At 42.5% G+C, this 13,998-nt stretch carries 13 protein-coding genes; 12 read left to right on the top strand and 1 reads right to left on the bottom strand.

The window, feature by feature from the left end:
* Window positions 1–387: 387 nt before the first annotated feature.
* From qoxA to qoxD, 4 genes are read left to right on the top strand one after another with little or no spacing between them, the layout of a single operon-like run.
* Window positions 388–1,365 carry a cytochrome aa3 quinol oxidase subunit II gene (gene qoxA, locus RBH91_RS21020; RefSeq protein WP_307892819.1) on the top strand — a complete coding sequence of 326 codons (978 nt, stop codon included), beginning with the start codon at window positions 388–390 and terminating at the stop codon, window positions 1,363–1,365.
* A 17-nt stretch (window positions 1,366–1,382) separates the two neighbouring features.
* Window positions 1,383–3,332: a cytochrome aa3 quinol oxidase subunit I gene (gene qoxB / locus RBH91_RS21015; RefSeq protein WP_076759535.1), complete on the top strand. Its 1,950-nt coding sequence runs from the start codon at window positions 1,383–1,385 to the stop codon at window positions 3,330–3,332.
* Between the two features lie 14 nt (window positions 3,333–3,346).
* Window positions 3,347–3,961, top strand: a complete 615-nt coding sequence (gene qoxC, locus RBH91_RS21010; protein WP_076759533.1) for a cytochrome aa3 quinol oxidase subunit III — start codon at window positions 3,347–3,349, stop codon at window positions 3,959–3,961.
* Window positions 3,961–4,326 (top strand): cytochrome aa3 quinol oxidase subunit IV, encoded by a 366-nt coding sequence (gene qoxD, locus RBH91_RS21005; protein WP_307892818.1) that lies wholly within the window; start codon window positions 3,961–3,963, stop codon window positions 4,324–4,326. Before qoxC ends, qoxD begins: the two co-directional genes overlap by 1 nt.
* 154 nt (window positions 4,327–4,480) lie before the next feature.
* Here the strand turns inward: qoxD and RBH91_RS22800 are convergent, their stop codons facing one another.
* Window positions 4,481–4,597, bottom strand: a complete 117-nt coding sequence (locus tag RBH91_RS22800; RefSeq protein WP_449727720.1) for a lariocidin family lasso peptide — start codon at window positions 4,595–4,597, stop codon at window positions 4,481–4,483.
* Window positions 4,598–4,766: 169 nt separating this feature from the next.
* Here RBH91_RS22800 and RBH91_RS21000 point away from each other — a divergent pair, with 169 nt between their 5' ends.
* From RBH91_RS21000 to RBH91_RS20965, 8 genes are all read left to right on the top strand, one after another.
* Window positions 4,767–5,399, top strand: a complete 633-nt coding sequence (locus RBH91_RS21000; protein ID WP_307892817.1) for a response regulator — start codon at window positions 4,767–4,769, stop codon at window positions 5,397–5,399.
* A gap of 388 nt (window positions 5,400–5,787) precedes the next feature.
* Window positions 5,788–6,060 (top strand): PqqD family peptide modification chaperone, encoded by a 273-nt coding sequence (locus RBH91_RS20995; protein WP_076759527.1) that lies wholly within the window; start codon window positions 5,788–5,790, stop codon window positions 6,058–6,060.
* A complete protein-coding gene (locus RBH91_RS20990; RefSeq protein ID WP_076759525.1) occupies window positions 6,060–6,524 on the top strand; it encodes a lasso peptide biosynthesis B2 protein in 465 nt (154 codons plus the stop codon). The genes RBH91_RS20995 and RBH91_RS20990 overlap by 1 nt, the downstream gene beginning before the upstream one ends.
* The gene (locus RBH91_RS20985) at window positions 6,521–8,527 is read left to right on the top strand and encodes an asparagine synthetase B family protein (RefSeq protein ID WP_307892816.1); all 2,007 of its coding nucleotides are present in this window, start codon (window positions 6,521–6,523) and stop codon (window positions 8,525–8,527) included. The genes RBH91_RS20990 and RBH91_RS20985 overlap by 4 nt, the downstream gene beginning before the upstream one ends.
* A gap of 34 nt (window positions 8,528–8,561) precedes the next feature.
* Window positions 8,562–10,484: an ABC transporter ATP-binding protein gene (locus RBH91_RS20980; protein ID WP_307892815.1), complete on the top strand. Its 1,923-nt coding sequence runs from the start codon at window positions 8,562–8,564 to the stop codon at window positions 10,482–10,484.
* Between the two features lie 2 nt (window positions 10,485–10,486).
* On the top strand, window positions 10,487–12,283 hold the full coding sequence (locus RBH91_RS20975) for an ABC transporter ATP-binding protein (protein WP_307894813.1): 1,797 nt from the start codon (window positions 10,487–10,489) through the stop codon (window positions 12,281–12,283).
* A gap of 15 nt (window positions 12,284–12,298) precedes the next feature.
* Window positions 12,299–12,754: a GNAT family N-acetyltransferase gene (locus RBH91_RS20970; protein ID WP_076759517.1), complete on the top strand. Its 456-nt coding sequence runs from the start codon at window positions 12,299–12,301 to the stop codon at window positions 12,752–12,754.
* Between the two features lie 17 nt (window positions 12,755–12,771).
* Window positions 12,772–13,962 carry a clostripain-related cysteine peptidase gene (locus RBH91_RS20965; RefSeq protein WP_076759515.1) on the top strand — a complete coding sequence of 397 codons (1,191 nt, stop codon included), beginning with the start codon at window positions 12,772–12,774 and terminating at the stop codon, window positions 13,960–13,962.
* Window positions 13,963–13,998: the final 36 nt, after the last annotated feature.

Here is a 13,998-nt window from a genome sequence, read left to right as displayed (position 1 = left end):
CTTGGCATACGGGAATTGTCATAAGGGAAGACAGACAGTAATTAACCGAAGAAAAATTTAACAATGTTAAATTAATGATTGACCAATGTTTTTTATTGTGGTAAACCTAAATTTGACAGATTTTTTGATTGGGAGGGTATTGTCAGTTCTTACTTTGTGTGTAAAAAGAACTAAGAAATTACCAGTGAATTCCCTTCGTTATTCATATTAATATGAATAAAATTTGACGATTTTATGACATTTGGGTGAAAAAAGGGTGAACTTTCGAAAAAAATAAGGCTAATTGGTGAAGATTTTGATAGCATAGCAAGGTAGAAGAAAAAGTTTTTCAGAATCCTTTTATCTTAGATATTCTGACCAAATTTTATACATCATTAAGGAAGGATGGTGATCCTCTTGTTCAGAGCATTCAAACCACTGATTCTGCTTGGACTGCTTTCATCCGTATTTTTATTGGGCGGCTGCAGTCAAATTGCGGTATTAGATCCTAAAGGGCCGGTTGCTTCACAGCAAAGAGATCTTATTTTATTATCGATTGGATTTATGCTGTTTATCGTAGCGGTCGTTTTTGTCCTTTTTACTGTGATGATCGTTAAATACCGTGAACGTAAAGACAGAAAGTCTCCTTACAAACCGGAAGTAGAAGGCAATACGTTTTTAGAAATTGTCTGGACAGTGGTTCCAATTTTAATTGTTATTGCGCTGTCTGTACCAACAGTGCAAACAATTTATTCTCTAGAAGAGGCTCCAAAAGCATCAAAGGATAAGGAACCTTTGGTTGTTTACGCTACATCTGTCGATTGGAAATGGGTATTCAGCTATCCTGAGCAGGATATCGAAACGGTCAACTACCTGAACATCCCGACAGACAGACCGATCTTGTTTAAAATTGCATCTGCTGATTCAATGGCATCCCTATGGATTCCGCAGCTTGGCGGACAGAAATATGCGATGTCCGGAATGGAAATGGAGCAATATCTCCAGGCGGATCATGAAGGAACATATAAAGGCCGCAATGCAAACTTCACAGGCGAAGGCTTTGCGGAACAAACATTTGATGTTAAAGCGGTATCTCAAAGCGACTTTAATGATTGGGTGAAGAAAACACAGAAAGAAGCTCCTAAGCTGACGAAGAGCCAGTACGATGAACTGATGCTTCCTCAGCATGCGGATGAAATGACGTTCTCATCTACGCATCTGAAATACGTCAATCACGGAAATGATGCGGAATATGCCATTAAAGCCCGCGAAAGATTAGGTTATAAACCAGTATCACCGCATTCAAAATCAGATCCGTTTGGAAATGTGAAGGCAAACGACAATCAAAAACAATCTGATCAATCTAAAGACCACGATTCCCACTAGGAAAGGAGGAAGCTTGCATGAATTTGAAATGGGACGAATTCATAATTACGGGTGATCCATTAATTCTCGGAGCACAGATTTCCATTTTACTTACATCCATTGCAATCGTATTTGTGTTGACATATTTTAAAAAGTGGAAATGGCTTTGGAAAGAATGGATTACCACCGTCGACCACAAGCGTTTAGGAATCATGTACCTTATTGCCGCAGTGATTATGTTTTTCCGCGGCGGTGTCGATGGATTAATGATGCGTGCCCAGCTCACGCTTCCTGATAACAGTTTTTTAGATTCAAATCACTATAATGAAGTATTTACAACACACGGTACGATCATGATCATTTTCATGGCGATGCCGTTTCTTATTGGTTTAATGAACGTTGTCATACCTCTTCAAATCGGTGCGCGCGATGTTGCATTTCCGTATTTGAACAACTTGAGCTTCTGGACCTTCATGGTCGGAGCGATGCTGTTTAATATTTCTTTCGTGATCGGGGGATCACCGAGTGCAGGGTGGACAGCCTACATGCCTTTGGCAGGCAATGAGCTGAGTCCCGGACCGGGGCAGAACTATTACTTGCTCGGTCTTCAGATCGCAGGTATCGGTACGCTGCTTACCGGGATCAACTTCATGGTCACCATCTTGAAAATGCGCACAAAAGGCATGACGCTTTGGCGGATGCCGATGTTCACATGGACAACGCTGATCACTTGTCTGATTATCATTTTCGCCTTCCCTGTACTGACAGTGGCCTTGGCGCTGATGACATTTGACCGCTTGTTCGGAACAGCCTTTTTCACTTTGGCAAACGGCGGTATGCCGATGCTTTGGGCGAACCTGTTCTGGATTTGGGGGCATCCTGAAGTTTACATCGTTATTTTACCGGCTTTCGGTATTTTTTCAGAAATTATTTCGACTTTTGCAAGAAAACAGCTGTTCGGCTACAAAGCAATGGTCTATTCCATTGTGGCCATTTCGCTTCTCAGCTTTCTTGTTTGGCTGCACCACTTTTTCACAATGGGCAACAGCGCTGCGGTCAACTCGTTTTTCTCGATTACGACGATGGCGATATCGGTGCCGACCGGGGTTAAAATATTTAACTGGCTGTTGACGCTGCATCGAGGCAGAATCAAAATTACAACTCCGATGCTGTGGTCGCTTGCATTTATTCCTAACTTCGTTATCGGCGGGGTTACGGGCGTCATGCTGGCGATGGCTGCTGCGGACTATCAATATCACAACACATACTTCCTCGTATCACACTTTCACTATGTGCTGATTGCGGGTACTGTGTTTGCGTGCTTTGCCGGACTGATTTTCTGGTATCCGAAAATGTTCGGCCATAAATTGAACGAACGGATCGGAAAATGGTTCTTCTGGCTGTTTATGACAGGCTTTAACATCTGTTTCTTCCCAATGTACTTCTTGGGGCTGCAGGGAATGCCGCGCCGTATTTACACATACGGAGCAGATGACGGCTGGACTGCATTGAACATGGTTGCGACATTTGGCGCATTGCTGATGGCTGCTGGATTCATCGTTCTTTGCTACAACATTTTCTACAGTTTCCGTCATGCGAAACGCGAGGAAACCGGTGATGCTTGGGGAGCAGGCCGTACGCTTGAATGGGCTACGTCTTCTGCGATTCCGCCGCATTACAACTTTGCGGTTCTTCCTGAAGTAAAATCGCTTGACGCTTTCTGGCAAATGAAAGAAGACAAAGTCGATATTCATCCTGAAAGCCAATTTAAAAAGATTCATATGCCAAGCAATTCAGGACGTCCGTTTATGATGTCCCTGTTCTTCGGCTTTGCAGGTTTCGGACTTGTCTTTGAATGGTATTGGATGGGAATCGTCGGTCTGATCGGTGTATTCCTCTGTATGATTCTTCGTTCATTTGAATATGACGACGGCTACTATGTAAGTGTTGAGGAAATAAAAGAGACTGAACGAAAGAATGCCAAGTAAAGGAGGCGTGACTGATGGAACATGCAGAACATAGCAATTCAAACGCTCCTATGGAATATCGCTCTGAAACAGGAAGATTGAACATCCTTGGCTTTTGGATCTTTCTTGGAGCAGAGATTGCGTTATTCTCTACGCTGTTTTCGACCTACGCTGTTCTTCATAACAGAACAGCCGGAGGCGTATTGCCGGCAGAGCTGTTTGACGCCAAGCTCGTTATAATCATGACGTTCCTGCTGCTAACGAGCAGTTTCACATGCGGCATCGCCGTACATGAAATGCGTCGGGGAAGCTTAAAAGGTGTGATGATCTGGATGATCATTACACTCCTGCTTGGTGCAGGCTTTGTTGGCTACGAGATTATGGAGTTCACACATTATGTACATGAAGGTGCCACATTATCAACAAGTGCTTTCTGGTCTGCGTTCTTCGTCCTGCTCGGGACACACGGACTGCACGTGTCGATCGGTATCTTCTGGATCATCGGTATTTTATTGCAGACGAAAAAACGCGGGTTGACACCGCAAACTTCTTCTAAATTGTTTATTTCAAGCTTATATTGGCACTTTTTAGACGTGGTATGGATCTTCATCTTTACCGGAGTCTATTTGATAGGGTTGGTGAATGTATAATGACGACAAAACAATCGGCTGAACACAGCCACTTTCCTTGGAAGCATCTTGTCGGTTTCTTGTTGTCCATTGTGCTCACCTTATTGGCCCTATGGGTGATTTACACTGATTTAAGCATGTCTGCGAAGCTGTGGATTATTTTCGGTTTTGCCATCATCCAGGCTGGATTGCAGCTCTTGATGTTTATGCATATGACTGAAAGTGACAGCGGCACAATCCAAGTCGGAAACACGCTGTTTGCAGCATTTATTGGAATTGCGATTGTAGCCGGTTCTATTTGGATCTTCGCAGCTCACACCCATCACGGAGACAACCCAGAAGGCGGCTCTCCGGGTGAACAACACTCTGAGCATAGTGGACATTAATTGAATTGAATAAAGCTTAAGCCGTCTTGTTTCAATACAAGCGGATTGGCTGTTTTTAAAAGAGTGCGGTTTCTTAAAAATCCGCACTCTTTTTGTCTATCGTTTCATGCAAAAAGGAAAGAGAGCCAAGAACAGCTCTCTTTCTAGTCTTTTCTTATCCTCGTTTTACACCTCGGCCGAATTTTCCGTCACCCGGTTTGCTCTTTTTAGAAAGAGTGACTGCTAAAAATGCACCATAGTTTTTCACTTTAGTCATTTCAAGTTTACGCATAGTATCACCTCCTTATTACTTCCAGTTGATTACATATTTATGCTATCATAGAATTAAGTGGTAAAAACCACAAAAAGATACTAAAAAGCCGACATGATTCTTCAATTCTGTTCATGAGCTGTTATTGCGGCTTTTATTCGTGGAGATTGACTTAAGGAGAGTGTTGCTGATGGTTCGAGTGTTGCTAGTAGACGACTACAGGGTGATGACTTCAGGAATGAAGGAAATACTGAAGAAATACAATATGGATGTGATCGTTTGCCATAAAGGTAATGAAGCTCTCGACCTTTTAAAAAATTCGAGGCAAAGCATAGATATTTTTCTTTATGATTTAAATATGCCGCAAATGAATGGATTGGAATTATCACTGAAAACTTTGGAAATCGTTCCTCAAGCTAAAATCATCATTATGTTTGCAGGAGATGAGATTCAAGCTTATTTTAATAAGCTGATAGAAGCCGGAGTGAAAGGGTTTATTGATAAATCATATACAGACAGCATGATTGTCTCAAGTATCATTCTATGTTTAAAAGGGGCTGTTCTATTTCCCGATACTCTTCTGAAAAAGCTGCGATTGGATTCCGAATTAAGCGTGGACGAGCATTTAACAAACACCGAACTGGATATTTTGCAGCAAGTAGCAGCTGGAAAAACAAATAAAGAAATTGCAGCAAACTTGCAAATGTCGACGAGAAACGTTGAATATCACTTAAGCAAGATATACAAAAAACTCAAAGTAACATCACGCTACTCCGCTGTTAAAAAGGGGAAAATGCTTAATTTAATCAAACAGAAGGTTTGAGATGGGGATGCTAGGACTTTTATTCATAATACAATCGTTTCCTTGATAAATAAGAGAGCCGCCGGCTCTCTTTTCTTATTTTGCTCCTCCTCCGAATAAATCCCGCAATAATCGCCCATTAAGAAAGTTGAATGATTCTGTCGGTTTTCAGTACTTTTTTGTGGTTTATGAAGTATGATCCTGTGATAATCTGTTTCTGTAATCGATTGGAAAATTAGGGGGACTAGAATTTGTGCGCAGGATTTTTAACATACTGAAGTGGCATGTCTATTTCTCCTAAAAAACAGCCTTTTGGAGGAAAAAAGGAAGAAGACAGTGTGTAAAGAGAGCTTATTGGCTCTCTTCTCATTTTATATCTCTGAAACATACACACTAGGAGGAGGGTACTTTGAAAATTACACGAATTCAAGAGACGGCGACTACTGTTTTGGAGAATGAATGTATCGTTCTGAACCTGGACAATGGGCAGTACTTCGGATTGGAGGGCGCATTAAAGGAGCTCTGGTTAGAAATTCAAAATGAACGGAAGGACACAAAAGACATTCTTATAAAATGGAAAACGGAATTCGATCAGACGGAAGAAGAACTATCAATCATTTTAATTGAGGCGATTCAAGAATTGACACAAAATCAGCTCATAAAAATAGAGGATAAAAGCTGATGGACAAAAAGGCTTTAGAAAAAAAACACGAATATTTTACAGCCGTTCATGCTTTCGTGCGCATGATGTTGCTAAATCATGAATTTGAAGAGGCTTATGAAAAAATTGCAGTTCATATGTTCCCGCTGTATGCAAGCGCAAAGCAGAGAAATGCCGCGCGTTTAAATACGCATGACCTGCAGGAGCATGGTAAACAGTTGTATTCATTAGATGAAGCGGATCATCTTGTCACTTCATGCGTTTCAATCGCACTTACCATTCAATCCATCTTATTTAGTAATGGATGCAATGCCGACTTATTAATTGGAGTTAAAAAAATTGATGACAAGCTGTTTTCTCATGCATGGGTGCAGCTGGAAAACGGCGATTCCATCGATCCCAATAATAAAAATAAGGACTTGAGAGTTTTACAGACATATAACATGACAGATTATGCGGAAAGGTGGGTGTTATCTCTAATATGAAGCTTTGGTTCGGAATGCAAGGAGAAAACACTGATATATGGAAGAAGTGGTTTGCTTCTGTAAAGCAATGGGGAAGGACAGAAGACGTCCGTTGGATATGCGGCGGAAACATGAATATGGCTGAAGCATGTATTCAATATGATGAAACGATTCTTAAACATTCTGACCAAGCAAATCTTCCATACCCGGTCATCCTGGATGGATGGGTAAGCGGAAAGCTTCATGCAAAATCAGATGGCACCACTATGTTTTTTAAACACTATGAAGCTTTGTGCACTGCATTGAGACAGGATGACAAGGCTGAATTGCTTTCTCGCTCACATGGTGAATTCACGCTGTGTTGGTGGGATGAAAGCTTGGAGAGTCTGGTTTTGGCGACTGATATATACGCGACTCGCCCGATTTATTATTGGATCGGTCCTGAAGGGGAATGGTTTGCAGCCAATGATCTGCGCATCCTTATGCTTGTGCCTGACATTCCTTTTGTTATAGATGAAGAGGTGTGCAAAACATTTCCAACTTCGGGTTTTGCTGTGGGGGAGAATGGATTTGAAGACCGCACGTTTTTTAAAGGGATATACAAGGTTCCGGCAGCTTCCTACGCTTTTCTTGATCAACGTTCAGTAAAGGTGCACAGTTATTGGGGAATGCCGCAGCTTTTAAAACAGAAGGATCTCACTGAAGATGCTGTTCCCCATTTTCGGGAACTGTTTCGGGAAGTTACTGCAGATCGTTTGAAAGATCAAAAACATATTATCGAATTAAGCGGTGGATTAGATTCGGCTACTGTCACTGCCGCCGCGATTTCGGGAGGAAGCAGGGAACAGCTTTTGGCCGTCAATATTTCATTTGCAGATCCCGATATGATATTAAGCCATGACAGGGAACTTGTGAAAAATATGATGAAGGATTTGAACATCCCTGGCTTGATCATTCTTGGAGATGGCACAGCAAAGATTCCAAACGCTGAAATTGGCCGCGATCCGCTTTGGTTTGTAGACGGTCCTGATCCGAGAGCCAATTCACTTGTCAATGAAACATTTACAGTGATTGCCGAGGAGTTTGGGGCATCATCTGTTCTGACAGGCGAGGGCGGAGATTTTATATTCAGCGGCGAAGTGGCCGTTATTGATTCCCTGATTCGCCAGAAACGCTTTTCTGAGGCAAACGGGCTGCTTCGGGAATGGTCCGGCGGCCGCCCTAAAGAGATGATAAAGCTTGGGTTTCGATATGGGATCGCACCTTTTGTCCCTTATCTTGGCGAAAAGCTCTACTATGATTTGCTTTGGTCAGATACAGAGTATGAGCTGCCAGAATATTTTACTGAAGAACATAAACTGAGAGAAAGGGAGATTAATAGGGAAGATCATTTGCGCTATCGAAAAAGCCGAAAATTATCATCCTGGGGAAAAAGGTTTCATTTTGATTTTTTATGGCCGAGGGCGAGATATATGGATTCTGTCGGTGTGAGTTTGCCGGCGTACCACCCTTTTTTGGATCGGCGGCTGATTGAATTTTCCTTCTCTGTACCGCCTGAACAGCATTTTGATGTGTTAAAAGGGTGTGTGGAGAATTATGCAGGTTCGAAAATGCTTCTTCGCAAATCGTTTACTGATATTTTGCCTTCATATGTATACAACAGATCAACTAAAACGACATACGCCCATATGGCAAGAAAAAGCTTTTTGAACGATAGAAGACATATCCTTCAATTGTTTGAGCCAGGGGAACGCGTGCTGGTGGATGAACTTGGAATTATTAAACGGGATGTGTGGTGGAAACACTTGCTTTCTATGGCTATCCGCTCCGAAGATCCGAATAATGATTTAGGAATGGGCTATCAATACATGAGATCTGTGATTGATTTAGAAATTTGGCTGAGGGAAGCAAGTAAAGGGAAGCGGCACCTTCTTGAACGCAGCCGGCCGAAAAAACCGCGGGTCCTGGCTGACATAGAAACCGTCAATATGACGGAAAAAACAAGATTGTATTCATATCAATGACATCAATAATCTCGCAAAAGGTGAAAAAATGAAGATGAAGCATATCAAAGAGCCGCTTCAAACTGGAAGGCTGCTCGGCAAAATGGTGTGGAAATCCGGTCCGTGGCTGTTGATCAGTATTATTTTCTTCATTTTGATCGAAGCCATAACTCCTTTGCTGCAATTGTACGCTTCAAAACAAATGATCGACGGCATTGTGGAACAGGATGCCTTCACCCATACTGAAATATGGGCTGTTGTTTATGCATGCAGCTTGGTGATGATCGGTGCTGTAAAGTCTCTGGAAAAATGGGTAAAGGCGCTGCTTGCGGAGAAATCTATGATGACTGTTAACTGTTTATTAATCGATGCTTTTGAACGTATTCCAGGCATGCGTTTTTTTGAGGATCCGAAATACAGGGACCGCCTTGAGACATTGCGGGATCGTTCTACTTGGCTTCCCACTCAATTTATCAATATAAGCTCAAACTTGCTGACAGCAGTTGTTTCTTTGGCAGGTGTCGTTTTGGTGATAGCCTATTTGTCTCCTGTCCTGGCTGTCATTCTCATGTTGTCAACAGCGCCGTTTGCATTTGTGCATAATCATTATAATGAAATGGAGTGGGAATACAACAAAGAATATGCTCCAGTAAGAAGAAAGACCGCGTATACCCGCCATATTCTGCTCAGCAGGCGATCTGCAAAAGAAGTGCGCTTGTTTGGGCTGGGAGATTTTTTTATAAATTTATATCAATCCAATTTTAAAAATTTATATTCTGTGCTAAAAAAAATCCAAATCAGGAGTTCACGCTGGTCTGTTTTAACAGGTTTCTTATCAGGAGCCGGGACAGGGTTGGGCTATTTTTGGATTTTATCCCAATCGGGTTCAAATCACTTTTCAGTAGGTGATATTTCTTTGTATTTAGGAGCGGTCTTTCAATTATCAACAGCCCTCAGGGATATAGCCAAAGAAGGTGCGGATACAATGGATATTTGGAGAATGGGGAGAGACTTTTTTCTATTTATGAACGCGAAAATAGATATCTCGCTTCCTTCAAAAGGCAAGCGCATTGCGTCAAAGGGAGCAATGGCTGTCGAATTCAAAGATGTGAGCTTCCGATATCCTTTCCAAGAGATGTCCGCCGGCCATCAAGTGTATGACACTGAATTGGAAGACGAAGATTTTGACTTATACGATGACTTGGAAGATGAAGACTTGAGAGAGCACCATCACTCTGAATCTGACGGCCGGTGTACGGAATATGTTCTGAATCGCGTCAGTTTTTCGATATCACCGGGTGAGAAAGTTGCGATTGTAGGAGCGAATGGTTCGGGAAAAACGACGCTTATGAAACTGCTTTGCCGTTTTTATGAATATCATGAGGGCGAGATCAAGGTTAATGGGATCAACATTCGGGATATGGACCTGCATGGGCTGAGAAGCAGAATGTCGGTTGTGTTTCAAGAATTCGGCAAGTATGAATTGTCGCTCCGAAATAATATAGGGCTAGGTGATGTAGAAGCTTTGAATGATGAAGAAAAGCTTCACCGCGCAGCACAGGCCGCCCAGCTCGAATACGTCATCAACGATCTGCCCGAAGGAATGGATACCATGATCGGTCCTGAATGGGGCGGAACGGACTTTTCGGGAGGCCAATGGCAGCGGATCGCTTTAGCCAGATCGTTTGTGAAAGATGCCGGACTCGTCATATTGGATGAACCAGCCGCATCTTTGGATATTCGGGCGGAGTATGAAATTTTCCGGCAATTTCACAGCTTCACAGAGGGAAAAACAGTGATCATGATCTCCCACCGGTTCAGCACGGTGAAAATGGCAGACCGTATATTGGTGTTGAAAAACGGAAAAATCATAGAAGAAGGAAGCCATGAAGAACTTATGAAGCAAGATGGAGAGTACAACAAAATGTTTCGTTTGCAGGCTCAATCTTTTCAAGGGAAGGATGAGGTTCATTGCTGAAAATGTATTTGTTTTTAAAAAAACTGCCTCAAACTTCTTCCCTGATATTTTATGGTTTAGCATTATTTTGGCGCTGTGATCCTTTAAAGACGTCAATCCTGTTTTTCATTACGCTGCTGAACGCTTTGCTTGGACCGCTGCTTGTATGGCTAAGCGCAGAAGTGATCGACGAGATTTCGCGATCGCCATTCGAACTGTCTTCTTGGAATACACTGGTTTGGGCAGCTATAGCCTACATTGGTTTTACGCTCATAGTTGATGCTCTTCAGCCGGTGGCGGAAATGCAAAAGAGGCTGCTTACTGCAAAACTGGAGGCATACCTTGACGAACTGCTCATGAAAAAAGCGGTTTCCATTCCCGATATCGCCGCCTTTGAAGATGCGTCTTTTCATACCAATACTCAAATCATTCGCTATAATGAATATTTTGTTACAATGTGGGTGACGATTGTTTCCCAAACGTTGGGCGGGATTGTAATGATTGCCGCCGGCAGCCTGATGATTGGAATGTTTGCTCCATGGGTGCCGATTCTGTTTCTTATTTTGGCCGTGCCTAAATTGTATTGGGAGGCTAAATTAAACAATGCCACTTTTGAAGGGCGCAAAGAAGTTCAGGATCTAAGAAGGCGTGCAGAATACTATGCGGGTGTTCCCCTCATTCCCGAAACAGCCGGGGAAGTCAAGATGTACAACCTTGTTCCTTTTTTTAAAACTTCTTATAGAAACACTTCCATGAAGCTGCTTCATACGCTTTCCAACGATCAAAAAAAATTGGCTTTGTACCAGCTTTTTTGGTCTGTTTTACAATCCTTGGCTACCGGAGCCGTTCTGATTTACATCGTGCGCCAAGCTCTTCAAGGCGCTGTGTCGGTTGGAGATTTATTGCTCTTCATCGGGGCTGCCGTTCAATTTAACGAAGGAATCAATGAAATGTTCGCGGCCTTTGCAATTGGAGCAAGAGAAACAAGACATTTAGGAAACATACATTCCTTTTTACATAGCAAAAATTCCATGGAAAACGGGGAAACGATGCTTCCAGATCAGAAGAGTGAGGGGTTTGCATTTGATCATGTATTGTTTTCCTATGACGGGGACAAAACGGTTCTTGATATTGAAAAACTTGACATTCCATTGAATAAAACGACTGTACTCGTAGGGGAGAACGGGTCGGGAAAAAGCACGCTCATCAAATTGCTCTTGCGCTATTTTGATCCAAATCAGGGCGCCATTTTTTATAACGGCATGCCGCTGAAAACATACGACATTGAACATTTCCGCTCTCATGCAACAGCCGTCTTTCAAGATTTTTTGAAGTATGAAATGACTCTTAAACATAATATTGGAATGGGGGACATCTCGTCTTGCGGCGATTTATCAAAAATAGAAAGCGCTTCAATGTTTGGTGGTGTTGACCTGTTTCTTCATAAACTTGAAAACGGCTATGAAACAGAGCTGGGCAGACTCTTCGGCGGAAGAAACCTATCCGGGGGCGAATGGCAGCGCGTCGCCATATCACGCGCTTTTATGCGTGACGAATCAGCAGATATTCTAATATTTGACGAGCCGTCATCTGCGCTGGACGTGTTTATTGAAGAAGAAATATTCAACAAACTGAACAGGCTTACACAAGGCAAAACAGTCATTATCGTCTCTCACCGGTTGAGCACAGCCCGTTTTGCCGACCACATCGTGTTTTTGGAAAAAGGGAAAGTCGCAGAGACCGGAACACACGATGAATTAATAAAAAACCAAGCCCAATACGCAAACTTATACCGTTTGCAAGCTGAAAAGTATGTTTAATAAAGGAGAATAGCCGTGAATAAAATCGATGAGTTCCGTTTATTTCAAAAAGAGGATATTGAATGGCTGCAAACCTGGTTTGAAGATGGAGAAGTGCAAAAGCGCCTTGAAGGCATGATGCCGCTGCACGATTGGTACGATTTCGTCGAAGAAAATGAGAACTACCAGGTATGGGCTGCTCTGCAAGGCGGAAAACCTGTTGGAGCGGTGATGGTCGAGGTGGAGGAAGATTTCACCGGGAATATTGCTCTTTTGGTTGATCCTTTCTTGCGTTCGAAAGGATATGGTAAAGCGATCATAAAAAGGACTGTGCAATTGCCTGAAATGAGCCGGATTAAAAAGTGGTTTGCCGGAATTGAAGAGGATAACCATGCTTGTTTAAGATGCTTTCAATCCATTGGATATTCTTTTGAAAGCGATCAGCCTGATGAGGATGGCTACTACTCTCTTATTTATTTTACCGAATACTAAATAAGGAGATTATAATGATGAAATGGATGAAATGGATTGTAATTTCTGTTCTATCATTTGCTTTTTTCCAGCCGGCGTCCGCAGCCGGATTCAAAAAAAAGGACGACTATACCATTCTTGTATACATGATCGGGTCTGATATGGAAAGCGATTTTCAAATGGCGAGCGATGATATTAAAGAAATGATGGATGCCGGTTCATCTTCAAACATTAATGTTGTTCTTCAGACAGGGGGAGCAAAAAAGTGGGCGAATCCTTCCATTAAACATACGACGAATCAAAGGTGGAAAGTCGACCATCAAAATCTGAAGCTCCTTGATGAAATCGGGAATCAAAATATGGACAGCCCCAGCTCTTTATCGGACTTCATCACATGGGGAGTCAAAAAATACCCAGCCAAAAAATATGTTCTCATCTTTTGGGGCCATGGGTTGGGATCTGTTGACGGCTATGGTGGTGACGAAAACTTCGGCAATAAGAAAATGAAAATAAGCGAGCTCCAGTCGGGGATGAAGCAGGCATTTGCAAAAACAAATAAAAAGTTTGATTTAATAGGTTTTGACAACTGCAAGATGGCTGGGATTGAAACAGCTTATGCTTTAAAGGATTTTGGGAAATACATGCTGGCTTCTGTCGATTATACAAACCAGAATGGCTGGGACTACACAAGGGCATTGCAGGCTGTGCATGATCAGCCTGCAATCAGCCCGAAAGAGCTGGCCAGGGAAATAGCGCAAGGGTATGTCAAGCAGTCAAAAGAAAACGGTGAAACAGAAGACTTGCAGCAATCTTTGATTCATTTGAACAAAGTAAAAGACGTAATGTATGCATTGGACAAACTGAGCGTAAAAATGAATCGCGCTTTGAAGAATCCTGATTCAAAACTCTTACTCCACTATGCACGTCTAGCCGCCGAAGATTATGCCGATGAGTCGGATATGGTTGATTTGGCGGATTTGGCAGGGTTAATCGGCCTGCAGATCGACGCCCGAAAAGAAGCAAAAGAGATTGCCAAAACCGTCGGCAGAGCCGTCGAATTTAACATGAAATCTCCCGAACATCCGAGAGGGAGCGGAATATCTGTATATTTTCCAGCCAGAGATCAGGGCAGGTTTGTGGAAAAGTCGCAAATTTACCAGCGCCTTGATTTCAGTAAGCGCTATAAAACGTTCATCCATCATTATTCAGAGACATCATTTGATCTATAGACTGAAAGAAAGCAAAACGCTAAAAAAGGCCGACTT

This window comes from Bacillus swezeyi (genome assembly GCF_030908325.1).
GTDB lineage: Bacteria > Bacillota > Bacilli > Bacillales > Bacillaceae > Bacillus > Bacillus swezeyi.
The sequence above is the reverse complement of the archived record's forward strand: the minus strand, read 5'-3'. Positions and strand labels throughout refer to the sequence as shown.

Bases quoted from the DNA above. Each gene is read 5' to 3' on its own strand.
- RBH91_RS20985 (WP_307892816.1), top strand. From the start codon at position 6,521: ATGAAGCTTTGGTTCGGAATGCAAGGAGAAAACACTGATATATGGAAG.
- RBH91_RS20965 (WP_076759515.1), top strand. From the start codon at position 12,772: ATGAAATGGATGAAATGGATTGTAATTTCTGTTCTATCATTTGCTTTT.
- RBH91_RS22800 (WP_449727720.1), bottom strand. From the start codon at position 4,597: ATGCGTAAACTTGAAATGACTAAAGTGAAAAACTATGGTGCATTTTTA.
- RBH91_RS20975 (WP_307894813.1), top strand. From the start codon at position 10,487: ATGTATTTGTTTTTAAAAAAACTGCCTCAAACTTCTTCCCTGATATTT.
- qoxD (WP_307892818.1), top strand. From the start codon at position 3,961: ATGACGACAAAACAATCGGCTGAACACAGCCACTTTCCTTGGAAGCAT.
- RBH91_RS20990 (WP_076759525.1), top strand. From the start codon at position 6,060: ATGGACAAAAAGGCTTTAGAAAAAAAACACGAATATTTTACAGCCGTT.
- qoxB (WP_076759535.1), top strand. From the start codon at position 1,383: ATGAATTTGAAATGGGACGAATTCATAATTACGGGTGATCCATTAATT.
- RBH91_RS20980 (WP_307892815.1), top strand. From the start codon at position 8,562: ATGAAGCATATCAAAGAGCCGCTTCAAACTGGAAGGCTGCTCGGCAAA.
- RBH91_RS21000 (WP_307892817.1), top strand. From the start codon at position 4,767: ATGGTTCGAGTGTTGCTAGTAGACGACTACAGGGTGATGACTTCAGGA.
- qoxC (WP_076759533.1), top strand. From the start codon at position 3,347: ATGGAACATGCAGAACATAGCAATTCAAACGCTCCTATGGAATATCGC.